At 69.0% G+C, this 22,344-nt stretch carries 26 protein-coding genes; 14 read left to right on the top strand and 12 right to left on the bottom strand.

Going from position 1 to position 22,344, the window contains the following annotated elements:
- Positions 1-89 precede the first annotated feature (89 nt).
- Positions 90-449, bottom strand: coding sequence for a VOC family protein (locus ACFWMR_RS19800; RefSeq protein WP_378379401.1), 360 nt, complete (start codon positions 447-449; stop codon positions 90-92).
- Between the two features lie 60 nt (positions 450-509).
- Here ACFWMR_RS19800 and ACFWMR_RS19795 point away from each other — a divergent pair, with 60 nt between their 5' ends.
- From ACFWMR_RS19795 to fgd, 3 genes are all read left to right on the top strand, one after another.
- Entirely contained in the window at positions 510-1,037 is a 528-nt protein-coding gene (locus tag ACFWMR_RS19795) for a hypothetical protein (RefSeq protein ID WP_378379400.1), read from the top strand.
- A gap of 43 nt (positions 1,038-1,080) precedes the next feature.
- Positions 1,081-1,557 (top strand): DIP1984 family protein, encoded by a 477-nt coding sequence (locus ACFWMR_RS19790; RefSeq protein ID WP_244199868.1) that lies wholly within the window; start codon positions 1,081-1,083, stop codon positions 1,555-1,557.
- Between the two features lie 337 nt (positions 1,558-1,894).
- A complete protein-coding gene (fgd, locus tag ACFWMR_RS19785; protein ID WP_378379399.1) occupies positions 1,895-2,899 on the top strand; it encodes a glucose-6-phosphate dehydrogenase (coenzyme-F420) in 1,005 nt (334 codons plus the stop codon).
- Between the two features lie 42 nt (positions 2,900-2,941).
- On the opposite strand, the gene ACFWMR_RS19780 is transcribed toward fgd, so the two are convergent.
- The gene (locus tag ACFWMR_RS19780; protein WP_093937052.1) at positions 2,942-3,355 is read right to left on the bottom strand and encodes an SsgA family sporulation/cell division regulator; all 414 of its coding nucleotides are present in this window, start codon (positions 3,353-3,355) and stop codon (positions 2,942-2,944) included.
- Between the two features lie 533 nt (positions 3,356-3,888).
- Between ACFWMR_RS19780 and ACFWMR_RS19775 the strand changes: the two genes are divergently transcribed.
- From ACFWMR_RS19775 to ACFWMR_RS19750, 6 genes are all read left to right on the top strand, one after another.
- Positions 3,889-4,812 carry a tetratricopeptide repeat protein gene (locus ACFWMR_RS19775; protein ID WP_378379402.1) on the top strand — a complete coding sequence of 308 codons (924 nt, stop codon included), beginning with the start codon at positions 3,889-3,891 and terminating at the stop codon, positions 4,810-4,812.
- A 60-nt stretch (positions 4,813-4,872) separates the two neighbouring features.
- Complete coding sequence (locus tag ACFWMR_RS19770; RefSeq protein WP_093937054.1) at positions 4,873-5,388, top strand: winged helix-turn-helix transcriptional regulator; 516 nt, start codon at positions 4,873-4,875, stop codon at positions 5,386-5,388.
- 49 nt (positions 5,389-5,437) lie between these two features.
- Positions 5,438-5,956 carry an SRPBCC family protein gene (locus ACFWMR_RS19765; RefSeq protein WP_093937055.1) on the top strand — a complete coding sequence of 173 codons (519 nt, stop codon included), beginning with the start codon at positions 5,438-5,440 and terminating at the stop codon, positions 5,954-5,956.
- Positions 5,956-6,993, top strand: a complete 1,038-nt coding sequence (locus tag ACFWMR_RS19760; protein ID WP_378379398.1) for an LLM class flavin-dependent oxidoreductase — start codon at positions 5,956-5,958, stop codon at positions 6,991-6,993. Before ACFWMR_RS19765 ends, ACFWMR_RS19760 begins: the two co-directional genes overlap by 1 nt.
- A 130-nt stretch (positions 6,994-7,123) precedes the next feature.
- Positions 7,124-8,884, top strand: a complete 1,761-nt coding sequence (gene kstD / locus ACFWMR_RS19755) for a 3-oxosteroid 1-dehydrogenase (RefSeq protein ID WP_378379397.1) — start codon at positions 7,124-7,126, stop codon at positions 8,882-8,884.
- Positions 8,885-8,926: 42 nt separating this feature from the next.
- Positions 8,927-9,463, top strand: a complete 537-nt coding sequence (locus tag ACFWMR_RS19750; RefSeq protein ID WP_378379396.1) for a TetR/AcrR family transcriptional regulator — start codon at positions 8,927-8,929, stop codon at positions 9,461-9,463.
- A gap of 66 nt (positions 9,464-9,529) precedes the next feature.
- On the opposite strand, the gene ACFWMR_RS19745 is transcribed toward ACFWMR_RS19750, so the two are convergent.
- The 3 genes from ACFWMR_RS19745 to ACFWMR_RS19735 are packed head-to-tail and all read right to left on the bottom strand — an operon-like array spanning position 9,530 to position 12,128.
- On the bottom strand, positions 9,530-11,092 hold the full coding sequence (locus ACFWMR_RS19745; RefSeq protein ID WP_378379395.1) for an amidase: 1,563 nt from the start codon (positions 11,090-11,092) through the stop codon (positions 9,530-9,532).
- Between the two features lie 44 nt (positions 11,093-11,136).
- On the bottom strand, positions 11,137-11,439 hold the full coding sequence (locus tag ACFWMR_RS19740; protein WP_378379394.1) for a hypothetical protein: 303 nt from the start codon (positions 11,437-11,439) through the stop codon (positions 11,137-11,139).
- Complete coding sequence (locus ACFWMR_RS19735) at positions 11,436-12,128, bottom strand: IclR family transcriptional regulator (protein ID WP_378379393.1); 693 nt, start codon at positions 12,126-12,128, stop codon at positions 11,436-11,438. The genes ACFWMR_RS19740 and ACFWMR_RS19735 overlap by 4 nt, the downstream gene beginning before the upstream one ends.
- Before the next feature lie 230 nt (positions 12,129-12,358).
- Here ACFWMR_RS19735 and ACFWMR_RS19730 point away from each other — a divergent pair, with 230 nt between their 5' ends.
- Positions 12,359-13,756 (top strand): serine/threonine-protein kinase, encoded by a 1,398-nt coding sequence (locus tag ACFWMR_RS19730; protein ID WP_378379392.1) that lies wholly within the window; start codon positions 12,359-12,361, stop codon positions 13,754-13,756.
- Here the strand turns inward: ACFWMR_RS19730 and ACFWMR_RS19725 are convergent.
- Complete coding sequence (locus ACFWMR_RS19725; protein WP_378379391.1) at positions 13,737-14,594, bottom strand: LLM class F420-dependent oxidoreductase; 858 nt, start codon at positions 14,592-14,594, stop codon at positions 13,737-13,739. The genes ACFWMR_RS19730 and ACFWMR_RS19725 overlap by 20 nt on opposite strands.
- A gap of 26 nt (positions 14,595-14,620) precedes the next feature.
- The gene (locus tag ACFWMR_RS19720; RefSeq protein ID WP_378379390.1) at positions 14,621-15,811 is read right to left on the bottom strand and encodes a cytochrome P450 family protein; all 1,191 of its coding nucleotides are present in this window, start codon (positions 15,809-15,811) and stop codon (positions 14,621-14,623) included.
- A 107-nt stretch (positions 15,812-15,918) separates the two neighbouring features.
- Here ACFWMR_RS19720 and ACFWMR_RS19715 point away from each other — a divergent pair, with 107 nt between their 5' ends.
- Complete coding sequence (locus ACFWMR_RS19715; protein ID WP_378379389.1) at positions 15,919-17,004, top strand: TetR/AcrR family transcriptional regulator; 1,086 nt, start codon at positions 15,919-15,921, stop codon at positions 17,002-17,004.
- On the opposite strand, the gene ACFWMR_RS19710 is transcribed toward ACFWMR_RS19715, so the two are convergent.
- Complete coding sequence (locus ACFWMR_RS19710; protein ID WP_378379388.1) at positions 17,001-17,525, bottom strand: GNAT family N-acetyltransferase; 525 nt, start codon at positions 17,523-17,525, stop codon at positions 17,001-17,003. The two genes, ACFWMR_RS19715 and ACFWMR_RS19710, sit on opposite strands and share 4 nt — an antisense overlap.
- A gap of 78 nt (positions 17,526-17,603) precedes the next feature.
- Between ACFWMR_RS19710 and ACFWMR_RS19705 the strand changes: the two genes are divergently transcribed.
- The 3 genes from ACFWMR_RS19705 (at position 17,604) to ACFWMR_RS19695 (ending at position 19,861) form a co-directional block, all read left to right on the top strand.
- Positions 17,604-17,972 (top strand): winged helix-turn-helix transcriptional regulator, encoded by a 369-nt coding sequence (locus tag ACFWMR_RS19705; protein WP_093937067.1) that lies wholly within the window; start codon positions 17,604-17,606, stop codon positions 17,970-17,972.
- Positions 17,973-18,469: 497 nt separating this feature from the next.
- A complete protein-coding gene (locus ACFWMR_RS19700) occupies positions 18,470-19,066 on the top strand; it encodes a TetR/AcrR family transcriptional regulator (protein ID WP_378379387.1) in 597 nt (198 codons plus the stop codon).
- Between the two features lie 33 nt (positions 19,067-19,099).
- The gene (locus tag ACFWMR_RS19695) at positions 19,100-19,861 is read left to right on the top strand and encodes a glucose 1-dehydrogenase (protein WP_378379386.1); all 762 of its coding nucleotides are present in this window, start codon (positions 19,100-19,102) and stop codon (positions 19,859-19,861) included.
- A 97-nt stretch (positions 19,862-19,958) separates the two neighbouring features.
- Here the strand turns inward: ACFWMR_RS19695 and ACFWMR_RS19690 are convergent, their stop codons facing one another.
- From ACFWMR_RS19690 to ACFWMR_RS19675, 4 genes are read right to left on the bottom strand one after another with little or no spacing between them, the layout of a single operon-like run.
- The gene (locus ACFWMR_RS19690) at positions 19,959-21,254 is read right to left on the bottom strand and encodes an NAD(P)/FAD-dependent oxidoreductase (RefSeq protein ID WP_378379385.1); all 1,296 of its coding nucleotides are present in this window, start codon (positions 21,252-21,254) and stop codon (positions 19,959-19,961) included.
- A gap of 2 nt (positions 21,255-21,256) precedes the next feature.
- Positions 21,257-21,523, bottom strand: coding sequence for a DUF4235 domain-containing protein (locus tag ACFWMR_RS19685; RefSeq protein WP_093937072.1), 267 nt, complete (start codon positions 21,521-21,523; stop codon positions 21,257-21,259).
- The gene (locus ACFWMR_RS19680) at positions 21,520-21,825 is read right to left on the bottom strand and encodes a DUF3618 domain-containing protein (protein ID WP_093937073.1); all 306 of its coding nucleotides are present in this window, start codon (positions 21,823-21,825) and stop codon (positions 21,520-21,522) included. The genes ACFWMR_RS19685 and ACFWMR_RS19680 overlap by 4 nt, the downstream gene beginning before the upstream one ends.
- A complete protein-coding gene (locus tag ACFWMR_RS19675; protein WP_093937074.1) occupies positions 21,822-22,235 on the bottom strand; it encodes a phage holin family protein in 414 nt (137 codons plus the stop codon). Before ACFWMR_RS19675 ends, ACFWMR_RS19680 begins: the two co-directional genes overlap by 4 nt.
- Positions 22,236-22,344 lie beyond the last annotated feature (109 nt).

Raw genomic sequence — 22,344 nt, 5'->3', positions numbered from 1 at the left:
TGTTCCGAGCGAGCCGCCCGGTACGAGGCCGCCTTAGCCGCGGGTGTGTGCCTTGGACGGTTAGAACCGTCCTAGCCACTCACGAGCCTTCAGCGGCGCGGCAGCACGCAGAACTCGTTGCCTTCCGGGTCGGCCATGACCACCCAGGGGTCCGGCTCGGGGTCTTCGACGATCTTGGCGCCGAGTGACACGAGTCTGGCGACCTCTTCGCGCTGCTCGAGTTCCACGGGGGCGACGTCGAGGTGCAGCCGGTTCTTGACGGACTTCTTCTCGGGAACCGGCTGGAAGAGCAGGCTCGGGACGTCCGGGCTCTTCAGCTCGACGTAGGTCACGCCGTGACTGTCCGTCCACCGTTCGGTTTCGGGGTAGCCGAGCGCTTCCTTCCAGAACGCGGCCAGTGCTTCGGCCTCACGGCAGTCGACGGTGACGGCGAGCATCCGGGTTCGCATCCCTCCACGGTGTCACGGAACGGCGAGGTTCGCCGGACGCGCTGACGGCATACTCACCGGGTGGCTTTCTTCGACATCGAGGGTTATGAACCCGTGTGGCTCTCCGGACTCAAGAGGATCCGGGGAGCGCACGGCGACCGGCTGGGCGCGTTGGTGGGCAAGCGGCTCCAGCGCGTCCACCTGACGTGGTTCGTCGAATACCGTGAATGGCTTCAGGACGCGCCCGTCGTGGTGGACTTCGGTGCCGAACGGCTGGAGATCACGCACTGGAAGTTCGACGAGGTTTCCCTGACCTGGAACACGATCGACCCGTACGGGAAGTCCGCATGGGACTGGGGCGACCCGGAGGAGCCCAGCCCGCTCGAGTGGCGGCAGGACATCTACCCCGAACTGTCCGCTTTGGAGGGGCAGGTGCTCCAGGACGTCGAACTCCTGCAATCCGTGAGCCAGGACATGGCCGGGCGCATGGTCGCTCTCGGGTTCGTCTTCCCGGGTGGCCGCTTCACCGTCTTCAACGCCATGGACGAGAACGGGATCGAGTTCACCGAGCCGGACTCGTCGTACCGGAAGCATTCCCTGGTGGGCTGAAAACGAGATGCGGCGGTCGGCGATCTTGGTGATACTTCCCCGCATGTCCCCGATCAAACTGGCCGAAGCGCTCGCACTGCGCGCCGACGCGACGAAGAAGGTGGAGGCGCTGCGTTCCCGGATCGTCGACAACGCGCGGCACCAGGAAGGCGAGGAGCCCGCGGAAGACGCCGCCGCTCTGCTCGTCGACGCCGAAACCGCGCTGGGCGAACTGGAGTCGCTGATCCAGCGGATCAACCGCACCAACGCCGCCACCCCGCTCGGGGAAGGCACGATCACCGACGCGATCGCGCGCCGCGACGTCCTCCGGCTCCGGCACGGGGTCCTCACCGCGGCCGCCGACGCCGCGGCCGGTCGCAACCAAGGCGGCTACGGTCGTCAGCTTCGTTCGGAACTCCGGTATCTCTCCGCGCTTCCGGTCGCGGAACTGCGGTCCAGCGCGGACCGGGTCGCCGGGGAGATCCGGGTGATCGACGTCGAGATCCAGCGCACCAACTGGGAGACCGATCTCCTGGACTGAACGTGGAAAGCAGGTAGCCCTCCGGGAAGCGGGCACGAGCCGAGGGCCGGCGGTACTCCGGTCCACCTCCTGGCACGTGGAGGGCAGCGTGGGGGTTCGACTCCCCGATCACGACTCAGCCCAGCACGACGCACAGGTGACGGCGCAAACGGCACAACTCACCACCATGTGCCGGTCCCGGAAGGTGAGGGCGGGTACGGGGCCTTTCCACGGTCCGCGGTCACGCATTCCCCTTGGCGGAGTGGTGTTCCCGACACATCGAGGTATGGGCGAACCTGATCGACTCTGTGCCAAGGTGAAAAGCGGAACAACCCAAGAGCCCAGGTGGTGACCCCGGATGGCACTGAAGATCGGTTACAAGGCGTCGGCCGAGCAGTTCGGCCCGCGCGACCTCGTCGAGTACTCCGTGCTCGCCGAGCAGGTCGGGCTGGACAGCGTGATGGTCAGCGACCATTTCCAGCCCTGGCGGCACCAGGGCGGGCACGCGCCGTTCTCGTTCGCCTGGATGGCGGCGGTCGGCGAGCGCACCGAGCGGGTGGTGCTCGGCACCAGCGTGCTGACGGCGACCTTCCGCTACAACCCGGCCGTGGTCGCGCAGGCGTTCGGCACCCTCGGCAGCCTGTACCCCGGTCGCGTGCTGCTCGGTGTCGGCAGCGGTGAGGCCCTCAACGAGGTCGCGGTCGCCCGGATCGAGTGGCCCGCGTTCAAGGAGCGGTTCGCGCGGCTGCGCGAGGCGATCGAACTGATGCGCAAACTGTGGTCCGAAGAGCGCGTCACGTTCGAGGGCGAGTATTACCAGACCACCGACGCCACCGTGTACGACCGCCCCGAGAGCGGCGTTCCGATCTACATCGCAGCCGGCGGCCCGGTGATGGCGAAGTACGTCGGCAAGCAGGGCGACGGTTTCATCTGCACCAGCGGCAAGGGGATGGACCTTTACACCGACAAGCTGCTTCCCGCGGTCGCGGAAGGCGCGGAGCAGGCCGGCCGGAGCACCGGCGACATCGACAAGATGATCGAGATCAAGCTTTCCTACGACCCGGATCCGGCGCAGGCGCTGGAGAACACCCGGTTCTGGGCGCCGCTCTCGCTGACGCCGGAGCAGAAGGCCGGCATCGAAGACCCGGCCGAGATGGAGAAGGCCGCGGACGCGCTGCCCATCGAGCAGGTCGCCCGCCGCTGGATCGTCACTTCGGATCCGGCCGACGCCGTCGAGCAGATCAAGCCGTACGTCGAGGCCGGCTTCAACCACCTCGTCTTCCACGGCCCCGGCCACGATCAGGAGCGGTTCCTGCGCTCGTTCTCCGAGCAGGTCGTCCCGGGTCTGCGCGAACTCGGCTGATCCGGAGCGGTGGCGGCATCCGCACGGCGGTGCCGCCACCGGTCAGGACTCGGTGACGAGCTTGGTCATCTCCTGGTCGAAGTCGAACCACTCCTGCTCGGAACCGGCGGGCACGACGTCGTAGGTGCGGTCGAGGAACTCGGCCAGCTCCTGCGCCGAGGCCTCGAGGACGGCGCAGCCGTCGGGCGCGCTGAGCGCGAAAATCACGATCGAGGTGTCGTCGGCCGGACTGATGATCACATCGCCTTCACCCGATGGGGTGAGGAGGCCGTCCGCCAGCAGGTCACGGCCGAACATCCAGCGGACCGTCCCGCCGCCCGAGTGGTAGGCCACCACGACGGCGTAGGGGTCCTCGGGGTCGTATTCGAGATCGGCCTGGACGGGGAGGGGGTCCGCACCGAAAGTGCGCAGGCCGAAGACGATCGTCCCCCGGATGAGGTCGCTTTCCTTGTCCAACGCTTCAGCCCCTTACGTTCGGTTGCTGTTGATCTTCAATCATTGATAACGCAATGTGAAGCGTTTTCGTGACCCGAGATGGCAACTTTCACACGTTCGGCTGAGAGCTGCGTCTCAGGTGCTCACGGACGGTTCGCGTCGAGCACGTGCGGTGAGCGGGCGATAAATGTGATCATTCGTGCAAAAGAAAGAGATTCCGCACGTGCATATTCCGGTGAATGGAAATAGCCAACCGTTCGGCGGAGTGAATCGATATTTCCCGCGGTTAGCATAATCGTTGCGTCGTTCATGTGTTTCCAGGAGACCGGCGTGGCTCCGTCCTGGACCTCGGCGAGCTTGATCGTTGTGGATCGGGAGAGGAGCGGCAATGGGTGTAAGAATCACCCTCGTCATTCCCAGGGAAGACCAAGCGCGTCGAGACGCGGTTTACGGCCCGCGCAGGCGGACGGTTCCGGCCACGTCCCGGTACGGCTCCGGGACCGAACCGGCTGTGCCACGAGTCCGGGGACGCCGCCGTGATTGAGCGGCTCCCGATGCGGGTCGGGCAGGCCGACATCGACCGGCTGGAGGGAGTCATCGCCGCGCTCCGGGCGCGCGACTATCGGGAAGGCGGCGGATCCTGCCGGGAGCTGCTGCGTGTGCTGGAGCCATACGGCGCGGCACTGCGCCGGGGAACGATGAGCGAGCCGATGGCGCGGCGGCTGGCGGGCGTGGTCGCGGATCTGCACAACCTCAAGGGCTGGACGGAATTCGATTCCGGGCGCCCCCTCAAGGCGGAGCGGCACTTCCGTCGCGCGCTCGAACTCGCGGCGCATTCCGGCAACGACGATCTCGTCGCCAACGTCCGCTATCGGCTCGGCCGGATGTATCTGCACCACCGTTCTCCGGTGGAGGCGCTGGAGCAGTTCGGGCACGGCCAGCTCGCGGCACGCCGGGCGGGAAGGCCGCTGTCGCAGGCGATCCTGTCGGCGAACGAGGCGTGGGCGTACGCGCTGCTCGGCGACGTCCGGCAGGCGCTGGACAAGATTTCCCTTGCCCCCGAACAGTTCGCCAGTTCGCTGGGGGACACGGTGCCGTCGTGGTCCGCCTTCTTCACGGTCAACGACCTGGCCGCGATGATCGGGACGGTGCGCACCGAGCTCGCCAGGGTCGTCGACGTCCGCCACAGCCGGGAGGCCATTCCCGCGCTCACCGAGGCCATCGACGGCTATGGTCCGGACATGGTGCGCAGCCGGTCGCTGACGATGATCTGGCTCGCGGTCGACCACGCGCTGGAGGGCGACCTGGGCCAGGCGGCCGAGGTCGGCCTCGCCGCGATGGAGATCGCGTACGGAATCCGTTCCGCGCGTACGCGGGATCGTTTGCGACCACTGTCGGAAAGCGTGCGGAAGCGGGTGGGTGATATTAATGCGCGAGATCTCCTTGATCGGATCGCGACATTTCGCGCCGCGGCCTGAGTGCCGCGGAATAGGTGGAGGAATGACCGGATCAATTCCGGCGGGCGTAGGCTCGCTGGCATGAAACGGACTTCGTTCGCGCAGTGGCCGTGCTCGATCGCGCGCACCATGGACCTGCTCGGCGACTGGTGGACGCCGCTCGTCCTGCGGGAGGCGTTCTACGGGATCCGCAGGTTCGACGAGTTCCAGCAGGAGCTCGGCATCGCGCGGAACACCCTCGCCGACCGGTTGCGCCGCCTCGTCGGCGAAGGGCTGCTGGAAAAGCGCGCCTACCAGTCCGAACCGGTCCGTTACGACTACGTGCTGACCGAGAAGGGCGCGGATTTCTACGGCGTGCTCGCCGCGATGTCCCGCTGGGGTGATCGCTGGCTCGCCGAGGAGGCCGGACCGCCGATCACGCTGCATCACGACACCTGCGGCCATGACACGCACGCCGAGGTCGTCTGCGCGCATTGCGCCGCGCCGCTCACCGCCGAGAACACGCGGGCGCGGCTCGGGGCGGGCTACCCGCCGAAGCTCGCGAACCGGCCTGACGTGGTGCGCCGCTTCGCCGCGCAGGAGGGTTTGACAAGCTAAGTCTATCTAAGCAACTATCGAGGTCACGAGCACGGGAGGCGGGACCACGATGGAGTGGACGGGCGCCAAGTACGCCGACAAACCGACGGTCGAGGTCCAGGAGTGGGTCGACGCCGATCCGGAGCGGGTCTGGGCGATCGTCTCCGACGTCCGGCTGATGCCCACGATGAGCCAGGAACTCCAGTCGGCCGAATGGTGCGACGGCGCCGGCGGCGGGGCCGCGGTCGGCAGGCGGTTCGTCGGCCGCAGCAAGCACGACGCGCTCGGTGAATGGGAGACCACGTCGCACGTCGTCGAATGCGACGAGCCGAGGGTCTTCACCTGGGCCGTGCACGATCCCGAGACACCCACCGCGCTGTGGCGCTTCACGCTGGAGCCCGAGAACGGCGGGACGAAGCTGCGGCAGTGGATGCAGCTGGGGCCGGGGCGTTCGGGCCTTTCGCTGGCCATCGACCAGATGCCGGACAAGGAGGAGAAGATCGTCTTCGTCCGGCTGCGCGAGTTCGAGAAGGCGATGACAGGGACGCTCTCGGCGATCAAGGAGCGGGCCGAGGCGGGCCGCGCGTGATGCGGACGGCGACGACGGTCGAGGCTTCGAGCGGCTGGCGGGAGACGCTGGAGTTCGTCCTGGAGGCGGAAAAGCTCGGTCTCGACGAGTGCTGGGTCGCCGAGGCGTGGGGCTCGGACGCGCCGTCCGTGCTCGGTTACCTCGCCGCGCGGACCGAGCGCGTCCGGCTCGGCTCGGGGATCATCCAGCTCGGCACACGGACCCCGGTGGCGATCGCGCAGGCCGCGCTGACGCTCTCGGAGCTGTCCGGCGGCCGGTTCGCCCTCGGGCTCGGAGCTTCCGGGCCGCAGGTGATCGAGGGGCTGCACGGCGTTTCGTTCGCCCGGCCGCTGACCCGGATGCGGGAAACGGTCGAGATCATCCGCCGCGCGTTCACGGGCGAGAAGATCTCGTTCTCCGGCAAGGAGTTCGAGATCCCGCTGCCGGGCGAGAGCAGGCCGATGCGGCTGTCGACGACGCCGAATCCGGACATCCCGATCCACCTGGCCACGCTTTCGCCGAAACTGCTGGAGCTGACCGGCGAGATCGCGGACGGCTGGCTTGGCACGAGCTTCGTCCCGGAGGGGGCACAGGCGTACTTCGCGCATCTCGACGCCGGTCTCGCGAAGGCGGGCCGATCGCGGGCGGATCTCGAAGTCTGCCAAGGCGCCGAGGTCGCTTTCGCCGGGGACGAGGACGAGCTGCGCGGGATGGTCGCGGGCCGCAAGGCCGAACTCGCGTTCAGTCTCGGCGGGATGGGCTCGGCGAAAACGAACTTCTACAACAACGCCTACAGCAGGCAAGGCTGGGCCGAGGCCGCCGCGGCGGTGCGCGAGCGCTGGCAGGCGGGCGACCGGGAAGGCGCCGCCGCGCTGGTGACCGACGAGATGGTGCTCGGCACGACGCTGATCGGCACCGAAGCGATGGTGGCCGAAAGGCTGCGCGTCTGGCGCGACGCCGGGGTCGACACCGTCCGGCTGTACCCGGCGGGGGAGACGGTCGCCGACCGGCTCACCACCCTCGGCCGCGCGCTGGACCTGGTCCGCGCTCTGGGCTGAATGCCCGCGCCGGTTGAGGTGACCGGCCGAGCGCGGCCGGTCCCGCCTGCTCCAAGCGGGTAGAACTTGTTTCACTTTTGTCGTCGCCCGGAGAACATGACCTCGCTCGATCGCCAAGCGAGGAGGACTCATGGAGCCCGAAAACCGCCTGTCCCGGCGCCAGATCCTGCGCGGCACCGCCGCGGGCGCCGGGATCGTGTTCGCCTCGGGCCTGCCGTTCGCCGGGACGGCTTCGGCCGGCGCCGCGGTGCTCGGCGAGTACGACGTCGTCGTGGTCGGAGCGGGCGCGGCGGGGATGACCGCCGCGCTGACCGCGGCCAAACGCGGGCTCAGCTGCGTCGTGCTGGAGAAGGCGGCGAAGTTCGGTGGCTCGGCCGCCCGGTCGGGGGCGGGGATCTGGATTCCGTGCAACCCGGTGCTGGCCGAAGCCGGCGTCCGCGATACCCCGGAACAGGCCGCACGGTACTTGGCCGCCGTGGTCGGCCCGACGATCCCCGCCTCGCGGCAGCAGGCGTTCCTCGCGGCCGGCCCGGCGATGCTGTCGTTCGTGATGGCCAACAGCCCACTGCGGTTCCGGTTGATGGAGGGCTACAGCGACTACTACCCGGAACTGCCCGGCGGGATGCCGGACGGCCGCTCGATCGAACCCGATCAGCTCGACGGGAACGTGCTCGGCGCCGAACTGGCCAACCTGAACCCGCCGTACCTCGCCACGCCTGCCGGGATGGTCGTCTTCAGCGCCGACTACAAGTGGCTCGCGCTGGCCGCGGTCAACCCGAAGGGCGCCGCCGTGGCCGCCGCCTGCCTCGCCCGCGGCACGCTCGCCGCCCTCGCCGGGCAGAAACCGCTCACCATGGGGCAGTCACTGGCCGCCGGGCTGCGGGCCGGGCTCCAGCGCGCCGGCGTCCCGGTGTGGCTGAACACGCCGCTGACCGATCTCGTCATCGAAAACGGGAGGGTCACCGGGGTGACCGTCGCCGCGGGCGTGGTGAAGGCCAGACGCGGCGTCATCGTCGGCTCCGGCGGATTCGAGCACAACGCCGCCATGCGGGCGGAATACCAGCGACAGCCGATCGGTACACAATGGACAGTCGGCGCCCGGTCGAACACCGGCGACGGGATCCTGGCGGGCAAGCGCGCCGGGGCGGCGCTGGACCTGATGGACGACGCCTGGTGGGGGCCGGCGATCCCGCTCCCGGGCGAGCCGTACTTCTGCCTCGCCGAGCGGACGCTGCCCGGCGGGCTGATGGTGGACGCGGCGGGCAAGCGGTTCGTCAACGAGGCGGCGCCGTACAGCGACGTCGTGCACACGATGTACGACCGGAACCCGGCTTCGCCCACCATTCCGGCGTGGCTGGTCGTCGACCAGCACTACCGCAACCGCTATCTCTTCCGCGACGTCGCGCCGCTGTTGCCGCTTCCCGACGAGTGGTACACGGCGGGCGCTGTCAAGAAGGCGTGGACCGTCGAGGCGCTCGGCTCGGCGATCGGTGTTCCGCCGCGGGCGCTGCGGGCCACGGTCAACCGGTTCAACGGCCAGGCACTGTCCGGTGTGGACAGTGATTTCCGCCGGGGCGCCAGTGCCTACGACCATTACTACACCGACCCGTACGTCCTGCCGAACTCATGCCTCGCCCCGCTCTGGGAGCCGCCGTTCTACGCGTTCAAGATCGTCCCCGGCGACCTCGGTACCAAGGGCGGGATGCGCACCGACGCGCGGGCGCGGGTCCTGCGGGCGGACGGCTCGGTCATCCCGGGCCTGTACGCGGCCGGGAACGCCAGCGCGGCGGTGATGGGCCCCAGTTACGCGGGCGCGGGGTCGACGATCGGCCCGGCGATGACCTTCGGGTACATCGCGGCGAACGACCTGGCGGAGCGCTCCCTCCGCTAAGGTGAGGCGTTCACGTGGCATCAAGGGCTGGGGGGGTCCGCCATGGTCGTCAAACGTTCCTATCACCACGGGGACCTGCGTCGTGCGCTCGTCATGGCCGCGCGGGAGGTCCTCGTCGAGCGAGGTCCCGAGGGGGTGAGCTTGCGCGGCGCGGTCGCGAGGGTCGGCGCGTCCACCGCGGCGCCGTACCGGCATTTCCGCGACAAGGACGCGTTGCTGGTGGCGGTCGCGCTGGAAGGGCACGCCGAATTGCGGGAGCGTCTGCGCGGCCGCGGCACCGGGACGATGACCGCGCTCGGACATTCCTATCTCGGCTTCGTGCTGGAGAATCCCGCGCTGTACCGGCTGATGGCGGGCGCCGGGATCGGTGACCGTACCGCGTATCCGGAACTCGCCGAGGCGCACCGGGAGACCTGTGCGCTGCTGGCCGACCGGGTGGGCGAGAGGAACGACCCCGGCGGTTTCGCCGTCACGCTGTGGTGCCTGCTCCACGGGCTTGCCACGCTCGTGATCGACGGTCACGTCGAGCGTGACAGCGCCGTCGCGGAGGTCGATCGCAGCCTCGCGTTCCTGAGGTGAAGTACATGATGGCCCCCTTCCTGTACCTGGGCGCAAGGAAGGGGGCCATCATGTACTTCGGCGGGGTCAGCCGATGGACGGGATGAAGGTGGGGAGACGGCGGACCTTCGTGTCCTGTTCGAAGGCGTAGGCGATGGCCAGCAGCGACGGTTCGCTGAACTTCCCGCCCATGATCGACAGTCCCAGCGGCAGCGGCCCGGCGTACGCCATCGGGACGGTCATGTTGGCGTAGCCCGACACCGCCGCGGGTCCGGACGAATCGATGAGCAGCGCGCCGTCACCGACGCCGAGTTGCGTCTTCCACGCGGCGTTGTTGGTCGGCGCAACGATCGCGTCCAGTTTGTTCCCGCGCAGCGTCTCGTCGAGACCCCGCCGGGCGGCGCTCGTCGCCGCTTCCCGCATCGCGCGGTAGGCCGGATCGTTCAGGTCACCGGTGGTCGCCTGCGACCGGTCCCACAGATTCTGTGTCCAGTAAGGCATTTCGACCGCCGCGTGGTCCAGGTTGTACTGGATCAGCCCGGCCAGGTCGGCGGGGTGCTTGCCGCCGGTGGACGCGAGGTAGGCGTTCAAGTCGTGCTTGAACTCGGTCCTGATCGCGGGGAACTCGTTCGCGGCGATGACGTCCAGGTAGGGGATGGTGATCTCCACCGTGGTCGCGCCGAGCTTCCGCAGTTTGCCCAAGGCCTGTTCGAACGCGGCCTTCGTCGTGTCGTCCGGGGTGTAGACCTCGCGCCAGACGCCGATCCGCTTACCGCGCAAAGCGTTGGGGCGCAGGAACTTCGTGTAGTCGTCGAGGGACTGCCGGGCGGCGTCGACGGTGATCGGGTCACGGCGGTCGGCGCCGTTGAGGGCCGCGAGCAGGATCGCGGCGTCGACCACGTTGCGCGCCATCGGGCCCGCGGTGTCCTGCTGCTTCGACACCGGAACGATCCCGCTGCGGCTGACCAGTCCGAGGCTCGGCTTGACGCCCACGATGCCGTTGGCGCCGGACGGACAGCTGATCGAACCGTCCGTTTCGGTCCCGACGGCCACAGTCGCCAGGTGTGCCGCGACGGCGACGCCCGGGCCGGACGACGAGCCGCACGGGTTGCGGTCGAGGACGTAGGGGTTGGCGGTCTGCCCCGCGAGCGGACTCCAGCCGTTCGACGAACTGGTGGACCGGTAGCTCGACCATTCCGACAGGTTGGCCTTGCCGAGGATGACCGCCCCCGCCTCGCGCAGGTTCTCGACCACGCCGGCGTCGCGGTACGGACGGGATTCCAGCAGCGCTGTCGAGCCCGCCGTGGTCGGCTGCCGGTCCGCGGTGTCGATGTTGTCCTTGAGCAGCACCGGAATGCCGTCCATCGGCCCCTTCGACCGGTGCCGGTGACGTCTCAGGTCACTGTCCGCGGCGAGCCGCAGCGCGTCCGGGTTCGTGGTGAGCACCGCGTGCAGTGTCGGATTCAGTTTGCGGATCCGCTGCAGATAGAAGGCGGTCAGTTCGACCGAGGACAGCCGCCCGGAGCGCATCGCCCGTTGCAGATCCGGGATCGTCGCCCGCTCCAGATCGATGCCCGCCACGACCACGCGGCCGGAGAAGGCCGTGGCCTGCGCCGGGACGGCTGCGGCGGCGGAGGCCACGAACGTCATGACGAGAAGAGCGATCGCGCTCCGCCATTTCGAGGAATGTCTTATCAAGGAATTCCCTCCTTGGTCGAAAGAATTCCTGCACCGTACGTGCGCCACTGTCGTCTGGAAAACGCCGAACGGGACGGGAAAACGGTGATTGAATTCCCGTTCGAGCGACTGCCCGGTAGGCGGCCGGTCACGGAAACGGCCTGATGAAAGCGATCCAAGGTGGTTTCGGCACGCGGAGCTTTCGGGCGCGGACGCTGGGTGAGACGATTTCCGGGATTCCCGTCGGAAAAATTCCGTCCGATTTCGACGGCTTGCCGGTTTTCGGGTTGTTCGGGGTTTGGTCGGGCTTCGTCGATCATCCGGCCCGTTTCGGTGGCGAGTGCTCGGCGAGCGCGGCACCGAAGGAACGCGCGGTGCCGGTCAATCCGGCGACCACCGAGACCGGGTCACGCCGGACAGGCAGGACGGCGGCGAGGGCCGCGCCGACCCGGCCGTCCGGTGTCCTGATGCCGACGGCGGCGCAGCCGAGTCCCGCCGTGATGGTCTCCGATTCGGCCGCGTAGCCGGCCGCGCGGATCTCCAGCGCGTCGGTGTCCGGTTCCACCAGTGAGGGGTGATGGGCGGCGAGCAGCCGCCCGGCGGCGGTCCCGGGCGGCAGCGGGGTCCCCGGCCACACGGGGACGTCGTCGGCGGACAGCACCGCCCCGGCCGCGACCAGGGCACGCCCCTCCCTCGGCACCACGAGCACCAGGCTCGCGCGCATCCGCGCCGAAAGCACCGGCAGCCATTCCTTGGCCAGGTCCCGTAGTTCGGGCTGCCAGAACCGCCCGAGCCGGAACACCCGCGAGCCGATTCGGTAGCCGCGGCCCGCCCGCTCGACCGCGCCGAGGTCGGCCAGCTGCTCGAGGAGCCGGTGCACGGTGGTCTTGGGCAGCCCCGTGGCCCGCACGAGCTGGGTCAGCCCGGCCTGCCCGCCGTGCTCGTCGAGTGCTTCCAGCAACCTGAACGCGCCTTCGAGCACGCCGCGTCCGCCGATGGTTTCCCGCATCGCCGCCCTTTCCCCGAAGTCAGGCCACACCGGAGAAGTAAAGTGCGCCCCCGGGTGTCCGGGATACGAACTTTCGGGCAGCCGATGGGGCGGGGTTCCGCTGAACGGCCCAGCGGCCGACGTGACCGACACCGCGTCGGAAACAACCGTGCCGGGTCCGGTGTCCGGGTGCGTTCCTGGCATGCTGGCAAGGTTCGCGCGAACACCACAGCTCCAGGGGGACGTCGATAATGGAGGAGATCCGCCGCCTCGCCGACCGGTTCGATCTCATCGAGCCCGTCGGCGGTGGCTCCATGGGCACCGTGTGGCGGGCGCGCGACGACAACCTGGAGCGCACGGTCGCGGTCAAGGAACTCCTGCTGCCGCACGGGCAAGGGGAGCAGAAGGCCGACGAGGCCAAGAATCGCGCGCTGCGCGAGGCCAGGATCGCCGCGCGGCTGGTGCATCCGCACGCCATCACCGTCTTCGGCGTGATCGACGAGCAGGACCGCCCGTGGATCATCATGGAGTACCTGCCCTCGACCAGCCTCGCGGACAAGCTGCGCGACGGGCCGATGGAGGTCGACGACGTCATCCGGCTCGCCATCCAGTTGTGCTCGGCGCTGGCCGCCGCGCACCGGGCGGGCATCGTCCACCGCGACATCAAGCCCGGGAACGTCCTCCTCGGCGACGACGACACGGTCAAGATCACCGACTTCGGGATCTCGCGGGCGATGGGCGACGTCCAGCTCACCGCGACCGGCGAGATCTCCGGGACCCCGGCGTTCCTGGCGCCCGAGGTCGCCCGCGGCGAGGACGCCACTTCCGCGTCCGACGTGTTCTCGCTGGGCGCGACGCTGTACACCGCGCTCGAAGGCGGTACGCCGTACGGCACGGCGGAGAACCCGATCGCGCTGCTGTACCGCGCGTCGAGCGGGGAGATCACCCCGCCGGTCAAGTCGGGGATCCTGACCCCGCTGCTGAACCGCCTTCTCGACGTCCGGCCGGACAGCAGGCCGACGATGACCGAGACCGAACGTGAGCTGCGGGCGCTGGCGGCGGGGGAGCCGACGACGCTCGTCGCCGAGGAGCCGCCGCCGAAGGCGCGCAAGGGGATGCTGGTCGGCGTCCTCGTCGTGTTCCTCGTGCTCGCGGCGGCGGCCGCCGCGGCCGTGGTCGTGGTGCTCAACCGCGATGACGACACTCCGGCCGGCACGCCGCCTGCGTCGCAGTCGCAGAGCGTCGCCCCGTCGCCGACGACCTCCGCCGAACCGCCGCCGCCGTCGTCCTCCCCGGCGCCTCCGTCTTCTTCGCCGCCTCCGGCCACGTCGTCGTCAGCCCCGCCGCCTCCGGCGGAGACGCCCAGCCAGGCGCTTTCGGCGTACTACGCACTCATCCCGGGGAATCTCCAGGCCGGGTTCGCGACGCTGACCGACAACTTCAAACGCACCAAGAACCAGAGCTTCGAGCGCTACTCGAACTTCTGGAAGGAGTACCGCGGGGTGGCGGTGTCGAACATCGCCGAATCCGGGAACACGGTGTCGGCGACGCTCACCTACACCAGGGCCGCGGGCGGGACCACGACGGAGAAGGCGACCTTCGTCATGGTGCAGCAGGACGGCCGCTGGCTCATCGACTCCCAGCGGTGAGGCCGAGCTTCCCGGCGAGGCGCTGAAGCCAGGCCTCGACCTCGTCGGGGGAGCGGTCGGGGAGACCGAAGATCGTTTCGGTGACCCCGGCGGCTTCCAGCCTGGCCAGGTTCTCCGGATCCGGGCGGACGCCGAGCGCCGAGATCTCCGGCTCGCCGGCGCGGCCTTCTTCGTGCCAGATCTCGCGCAGCCGCCGGGCCTTGTCCTCGATGTCCGTGTCGCCCGGGGTGGTGAGCCAGCCGTCGGCGGACTTCGCGATCCAGCGGAACGTCTTCTCCGTCCCGCCCGCGCCGACGATCACCGGGATGTGGGCCTGAGCCGGTTTCGGCCACGCCCAGCTCGCGCCGAACGAGACGAACTCGCCGGCGTAGGAGGCTTCGTCGTCCGTCCAGAGCGCGCGCATCGCTTCGAGGTACTCGCGCAGGACCGTCCGCCGTTTGTTCCCCGGGACGCCGTGATCGGCCAGTTCGTCGACGTTCCAGCCGAAGCCGACGCCGAGGGTGACCCGCCCGGCCGAGAGGTGATCGAGGCTGGCGATCGTCTTCGCCAGCGTGATCGGGTCGCTCTCGACCGGGAGGGCCACCGCCGTCGCGAGCCTGATCCGGGTGGTCACCGAGGCCGCAGTGGCCAGCGCGACCCACGGGTCCAGCGTGCGCAGGTAGCGATCGTCGGGCAGCGACGAGTCGCCGGTGCGCGGATGCGGAGCCTCCCGTTTGACCGGGATGTGCGTGTGTTCGGGTACGTGGAAGGCGTCGAAGCCCGCGGCTTCCGCCGCCCGTGCGGCGGCCGCCGGAGTGATGCCCCGGTCACTGGTGAACAGTACGATCCCGTGTCTCACAGGCGGTCACGTTATTAGAACGTGTTTCAGTTCGCAACCGTGGCACGCAGCTTGACCGGCAGCGCGTTCAGTCGCCAGGTGCCCGGGTCCGGGATCCGCACCGGGTCGTCGGCGAGTGCGAGATCGGGGAACCGGTGCAGCAGGGCGGTGAGCGCGACTTCTGTCTGCACCCTGGCCAGCGAGGCGCCGAGGCAGAAATGCGGTCCGTGGGCGAACGCCAGGTGCCAGGCGGGGCCCGCCGCGCGCCGGATGTCGAAGACGTCCGGATCCCCGAACGCCCTCGGGTCCCGGTTCGCCGCGGCGATCGCGACGGTAACCGGTTCTCCTTCCGGGATCGTGACATCGCCGATCCGGACGTCGGTCGTGGTGAGCCGGGGGACGGTCAGCAGCTGCGGGCTGCACCAGCGCATCAGTTCCTCGACCGCGCCCGGCATGAGGGCCGGGTCTTCGCGGAGCTCGGCCAGCTGCGCGGGGTGGGAGAGCAGGGCTTCGACGGCGTTGGCGATGAGAAGGCCGGGCACCTGGCCGCCGAGGACGAGCTGCCAGACCAGGGAGACCAGTTCGGTTTCGCTGAGCCTGTCGCCGTCTTCGGCCTGGATCAGGAGTAGCTGGGAGACGACGTCGTCACCCGCGTCGACCTTCCGGTTCGCGATGGCGGTGAGCGAGTCTTCGACGATTCCCGGGACCGCCGTCGCGAGTCCCGCCCCGTCGCCGGCCGCGACCATGGCGCCGTACTCGCGCCAGCGTGGACGGTCGGCTTCGGGGATGCCGACCAGCGCGCAGATCACGTCCATCGGCAACGGGCGCGCGAAGGCCGTGACCAGGTCGATCTCGTCCTGTCCGGTGAAGCCGTCGAGAAGATCGTCCACGAGCCGCTCGATCCCCGGGCGGAGCGCGACGGCCTTGCGCGGGGTGAACGCGGGGGAGACGAGGCGGCGGAGCCTGAGGTGTTCCGGGCCCTCGACCGTCTGCATGGACCGCATGTACGGCCGGCAGTGCTCGGGAATGTCCATCGGCGGGTAGCTGCCCGGGCTCAGGGCGAAGCGCGGGTCGCTCAGCATCTTCCGTGCCTCCTCGTGGCGCAAGACCGCCCACGCCGAGAACCCTGGCGCGACGAGCTTGGCGATCGGGGAGCGCTCGCGGGCCGGGCTGTAGGCGGTGAACGGATCGCGCAGGACCTCGGGGTCGGTCAGCTGGATCTCGGGAACGTCGGACAAAGCAGCTCTCCCAGTTCGAATGTTCAAAGCAGATGTTCTCATCATCTGAATGGCCAAGGTATCTTGAACCGGGTCCGAGGGCAATCGTGCGGGGTGACGGGAGGCCGATGGTCCGGCTGAGCAGGGCGGAGACGCAGGAGCGCAACCGTGCGAAGGTGCTGGCCGCCGCGCGCGACGAGTTCGCGGAGCAGGGCTTCCGGGACGCCAAGATCGACGTCATCGCCGAGCGGGCGGAGCTCACGCGCGGCGCGGTCTACTCGAACTTCCCCGGGAAACGCGCGCTGTATCTCGCCGTCCTGGCCGAACTCGCGGAACGCTCCGTCGTCGCGCCGCACGCCGAACCGGGCAAGACGCTCCAGGACGCGTTGGGCGCGTTGGCCAGGGTGAAGGTCGCGGCGCTCCCCTTGGACGACGAGCAGGCGGGTCTGACGCGCGACCTGATGCCGGAGGTGCTCGCGGACGAGCGGATCCGGCGCCCGTTCGCGCAGCTGATGAAGCTCAACGGGCTGCTGCTCGGGCTCGCGCTGGAGCGGCTCGACCCGCCGGAGCGTCCGGCCGGGGCGCCGATCCCGCGCCGGGTCCGGCTCGCGGAGAGCGTGCTGACCACGTTGCACGGCGCCGGCCAGCTGGCGGCCGCGGCGCCGGGGCTCGTCGAACCTTTCGACGTCGTGAGCGCCTGCGAGCGGCTGGCGGGGCTGGAACTGAACGACTGGTGGGCACCGCCGGTGATCGCGCCCGCCGCGCAGGCCGCCGATCGGCCGTGGTCACCACCGGAGGCCGTGGATCTGGTGCGCGCCGAACCGTTCGTGCCCGCCGACGGCGTGGTCGTCGTCCTGGGCACTCATCGGCTGGGCGCCGCGGAGGAGGCCGTCCGGGCGTCCGGTGGCGAGGTCACCGTCGTCGTGGTGACCAGCGAGCCCGACGAGCTGGCCCCCCTGACCCGGCTGGTCGTCGCGGAGGTCTGTGGTGGCCTGCGGCAGGCGTTCCCCAGGTCGTCCTGGCCGGGTGTGCGGGTGGTGTGTGACGTGACCGGGACGCTGGCGGCCGCCGCTGGGGTGCTCGCGGTCAGTGACGAGACCGAGGCGGCGACGCGGATCGAGCGGGGCCGGATCGTCGCCACGGCGGACGGGCGCGGCGCGGGGCACGCCGTCTCGGTGACGAGCGAGGTGTCCCGAGTGGATCGCCGCGGTTAGACGATGTCCGTGTGGCGGACCCGGTACACCTGAAGGCGGAGTCCGTAATACTTCTCGGTTTCCCCGACCCAGACCATCCCGAGCCGTTTCGCGGTCGCGATCGCGCGCTCGTTGGCGGGCCGCGCGACGGCGAAGAGTTCGTCCGTGTCCTGGGTGAACGCCCAGCCGAGCAGGGCGCGGGCGGCTTCGGAGGCGTACCCCTCGCCCCAGGCGTCCGGATGCAGCTGCCAGCTGATCTCCAGGTCCTCTTCGTACGGTGGCAGCAGGTGGATGCCCAGCCCGCCGACGACCGCGCCGTCCTCCTTGCGCTGGATCGCCCATCTTCCGCGCGGCGGCACGAGATTGGGCTGAGCCTGTTGCCAGGCCTGCAGTACCGAACGCATGGCCGCGGCGTCGGTCACCCGGTCCATCGCCGGGGTGAGCCAGCGGGTCACGTCGGTGGTTCCGTAGATCGCCAGTGCGGCTTCGGCGTCGTCCTCGGACCAGTCACGGACGACGAGCCTTTCGGTGGTCAAGTCCATGACAGAACGTTACGCGCATTGATGGGGTGATTGGGTGTCTGGATCATGACAACTCGGCAACCCGCGTACCTTGGCTTCATGCGCGCCGACGCCTCGACGACTCCCGAGCAGGCCTGTCCGATCGCCCCGGTGGTCGACCTCGTCTTCAGCCGCTGGACCACGCCGATCCTGTGGACGCTCAACGAATTCGGCAGGCAGCGGTTCGTCGAACTCGAGCGGCGCATCGGCTCGATCACGCCGAAGGTGCTCACCCAGCGGCTGCGGCAACTGGAACGCGACGGTCTCCTCACGCGGACCTATCACGCCGAGGTGCCGCCGCGGGTCGAGTACGAGATCAGTGAGCTGGGCCGGAGCTTGGCGCCGCTGTTCGCGACCCTCGCGGACTGGTCCGCGGAGAACCTGCCGAAGGTGGACGAGGCCCGGTCGGCCTACGACTCCGCTCCCTGAACGCCTGTCCCGCCGGCGGACAGAAGACAAGTCGTCGTGCCGGACTTCAGGTTCACGCTCGTCCGGGTGACCGCCCTTGCTCACGGGGGCATGGCCTGACCGAAAGCGTTGCGAAAGCCACTTTCGCAACAATCAACCTTGCGAAAGTGGCTTTCGCAACACCGGCTTGTCGCGGAGCCGCACGGCTGTCTCTTATAAACAACTGGGGCTCACCTATTTGTCTCCCACCTACTATACCCAAAAATACTCCCTGTCCTATTGGTTTTTCCCAACACCGGCTTCTCGCGGAGCCGCACGGGCCGCGTGCGCGTGGCGTCCACCCGATCACGTGTGTCGTCCGTCTGATCACACGTGCCGTCCGTCGGGTCACACGTGCCGTCCGCCCAGACACGCGAAAGTCCCTTTTCGGTAGGGCAAGTCGCGAGAGTCAAAGCCCGAATCGGCTGCGGATGGCCGCTTATTTGACCGATCGGTCCAGATGCGGTTAAGCTTCTCCCGTGTCCAGGGTGAAGGAATTCGACGTCGACGTGGCCTGCGAAGCCGCGCTGGAGCTGTTCTGGCGGAAGGGGTACGAGGCCACTTCGGTCAGCGACCTCGTCGCCGAACTCGGCATCGGCAAGGCGAGTCTCTACGCGACGTTCGGCACCAAGCGCGAGCTCTACCTGACCGTCTTGAACCGCTACATCGCCCGGGGTGACAAGCGGTTCATCGAGGACTTTGCCGAACCCGGGCCGGCACTCGCCGGGGTGCGGCGGCTCATCGACCGCTATCTCGCCGAAATCCTCGACGAATCGGGAAGAAAAGGCTGCTTCGTGGTCAACGCGGCCATGGAGATGATGTCGAAGGATCCCGACGTCGCCCGCCTGGTCGAGCGCAACTGGGACGCGCTCGAGATGGCCTTGCGGATGGCGTTGAGCCGGGCGAAGGCGCAAGGCGAACTCGACGACGCCGTCGATCCGGAGGCGCTGGCCCGCTTCCTGCTCACCGTCCTCCAGGGAATGCGCGTGCTGAGCAAGGGGCCGGATCCCGCGGCGCGGGCCAAAGCGACGGCGAAGCAGGCCATCGCGGTCGTCGACGCCGCTCGCAAACACTGATAATAGAACGATCGGACCAGAAAGTTGGAAACTGTGGGGAAGCGATTCAACGGCAAGGTCGTCCTGGTCACCGGCGGAGGTTCCGGGATCGGCCGTGCCACGGCGGCGGCCTTCGCACGCGAAGGCGCTCAGGTAGTCGTTTCCGGCCGGGACGGCGAGAAACTGCGTCAGACGGTGAAGGAGATCGAGGCCGACGGCGGCGCGGCCGACGCGGTGACCGCGGACGTGAGTGAAGGCTCCGAAGTCGAGCACCTCGTCACCGAAACCGTGCGGCGGCACGGCAAACTCGACATCGCGTTCAACAACGCCGGGATCCTCGGCAGTCCCGCCCCGACGGCGGATCTCGACGAAGACGGCTTCACCGCCGTCGTGCGGACGAACATCACCGGCGTCTGGCTGTCCATGAAGCACGAGATCGCGCAGATGCGGGCGGGCGGCGGGGGAGTCATCGTCAACATGTCTTCCAACATCGGCTCGCACGTGCGCCTCCCGGGAATGGCTGCGTACGCCGCTTCGAAGGCCGCCGTGGACGTGCTGACCCGGACCGCCGCCCGCGACCACATCGCCGAGGGGATCCGGATCAACGCCGTCAGCCCCGGCGCCACCGCCACCGACATGTCGTTCCGGCCCGGCGAGACCGAGGCCGACCGGGCCGAACGGCTCGGCGCGACCATCCCGCTCGGCCGGATCGGCGCGACCGAGGAGATCGCGGCGGCGGTGCTGTGGCTGGCCTCCGACGAATCCGCGTACGTCGTCGGGCACGACATCGTCCTGGACGGCGGCGCGAGCGCCTGAACCTCGGCCGCGCCGATCCTCCTGGATGTCATGAAAGGGTCTTTCAAGACGTTTTTCGTCCTGAAAGACCCTTTCATGACATCTCTCACGGGCCTCCTCAGCGGTAGGTGCGCGGCAGTTCCGGGGAATCGGTGTCGAGTGGCACCGACGCCGACCGGACAAGTCCCAATTGGACGGTCTGGCGTTTCGTCACCGCCTCCAGCGCCCAATCGGTGGCGGTGCGCAGCCGGTTTCCCGGCATGGCCAGCAGGTGGTAGCCGCGCGTGACCGCCTTGGCGGCGAGTCCGGAAAGGGGGATGTGCAAGGGATTCGCCGCGGCCTGATGGGCGCCGAGGTCGACGACGAAACCGAGATCGTGATGCCGGTAGGTGCCGTGCGAGCCGTGCCCGAGGGACGCGGCCACGTTCCGGCCGGCGAGCTTGCCCTGCCGTTCGGCGTGCTGGGCGGTCATCGGCGTGTATTCGCCGGGCCTGGTCAGATCCGGGACGGCGGCCGCGTCGCCGCACGCGTAGACGTCACGCCTGCCCGGAACGTTCAGCTGCGTCGTGACGACGAGCCTGCCCTTGGCCGTCTTCAGCCCCAGCGCCTCGACCAAGGGATCGGGCCGGACCCCGACGCACCACACCAGTGTGTGCGTCGGCACGGATTCGCCGGAGGTCAGCGTGACCCCCTTTTCACCGGCGTTGTCGATCGACGTCTTCATCAGCACCTCGACACCGCGGGCCCGCAGGACCTCGTCCGCGGTGGTGCCGAGCCGCTCGTCGAGTTCCGGCAGGACACGGTCGGCGACGTCCAGCAGCAGCCAGCGGATCTTCTGGCCGTTCAGCTCGGGATGCCGGGCAGCGAGCGCGGCGGTGAACGCCGGCCCCTGCGCGGCCACCTCGGTGCCGGTGTACCCGGCGCCGACCACGACGAACGTGCAGCGCGCGTCGCGTTCCGCGGGATCCTTCGCGGAGGCGGCGAGTTCTATCTGCCGGGTGACGTGATCCCGCAGGTAGAGTGCCTCGGGCAGCCCCCGGAAACCGTGGGCGTACTCGGGTACGCCGGGGATCGGCAGCAGCTTGTTGACGCTGCCGGCGGCGAGCACGAGACGGTCGTAACCGATCGAGTGCTCGCGGTCCTCGGGGTCGGTGTAGCTCACGCGGCGCCCGTCGAAGTCGACCGAAGTCGCGGTGCCGAGCGCCAGGCGCACCCCGCGCAAAGTGCCCGGGATGGACACCGAGATCCGCCGCGGTTCGAGGATCCCGGCGGCGACTTCGGGCAGCAGAGGGAGATAGAGGAAGTAGTCGGTCGGGTTCAGCACGACGATCTCGGTGTCTTCGCCGACCGACTTGAGCAGGGTCTTGGCGGCGTTGTAGCCCGCGAATCCGCCCCCGATGATCACTACGCGCATCGTCAATCCTTCGTGGGCCAGTCGCCGGTCGCCTTGCGGTAGCCGACCGCCCCCGCCCGCTCGGTGGCCGCTTTCACCGCGCCGAAGATCGCGCCCTGCGCGGCCGCCGCGACGATCACCTGGGTCCAGGTGAAATCCCGGTCGGTGGCGTTCGGCGCGTCTTCCTCACCGCTCACGCGTTTCCAGATCTGCTTGAACGCGATCCCGGCGAGCACGCCGCCCGCGGCACTCACGACCATGTTCAGTGGTTTGTAGAGAACCTTGTTCACGACGTGGACCTCTTTCGCAGGATCAGGCGGATCGTCACCACCAGTGCGAGCGCACCGGCGAAGATCGGGAGAGGGTTCGCACGGACGACTTCGGTGCCCTGGCGGAACTTCTGCGCCGCGGGTTCGGAAACCTTGTCGGAGATCTTGGCGCTGACTTCGTCCACTTTGGTGTCGAGGTTGTCGTTGACCCTCGACTTGACGTCCATCTTCTTGCCCAGCGCGTCGAGCGTCTCGGTGAGTTCCTCGCGGGTCACGTCACGATCGGTGCGGGCTTCCTCGGCGTTCTTGGGGAAATCGGTCATGAGCGCACTCCTTGTTTGACGGTCTCGACATCCTCACGGACGCCATCGATGGCCTCCTCGGGCACCGGCGGTGTCGCGCTCGAAACCTCCTTCTTGCCGACGATGGCCGAAAGGCCGCCGATCAGCAGGAGCGCCGCGCCGGTCACCACGGCCGCCAGCCACGCGGGCATGACCAGGGCGAGCGCCAGCACCACGGCGGCGATCAAGGTCGCCAGGCCGAAGAGCGCGAAGATCCCGGCCGCGCCGAACAAACCGGCGCCGAGACCCATCCGCTTCCCTTTGGCCTGCAGTTCGAACACGGCCAGCCGCATCTCGTCCCGGACCAGGCGTTTGACCTCGTCGCCCAGGTCGGAGACCAGTTCGCCGACCGACCTTTCCTCGGACGGCTTCCGGTGGGCTTCTTCGATCATGGAGCACCTCCTCGGAGCGTTCTGCCCGCCGTGTACCCGGAGGCGCGCGCGATCAATCACGGTGTGTTTCGCCCTTCCGGACGTCGGGTAGCCGGGGATTGCCGGCTCG

This window comes from Amycolatopsis thailandensis (genome assembly GCF_042723255.1).
In the GTDB taxonomy this organism is placed as follows: Bacteria; Actinomycetota; Actinomycetes; order Mycobacteriales; family Pseudonocardiaceae; genus Amycolatopsis; species Amycolatopsis thailandensis.
Note: the sequence above shows the minus strand (reverse complement) of the source record. Positions and strands in the feature narration are given on the sequence as shown.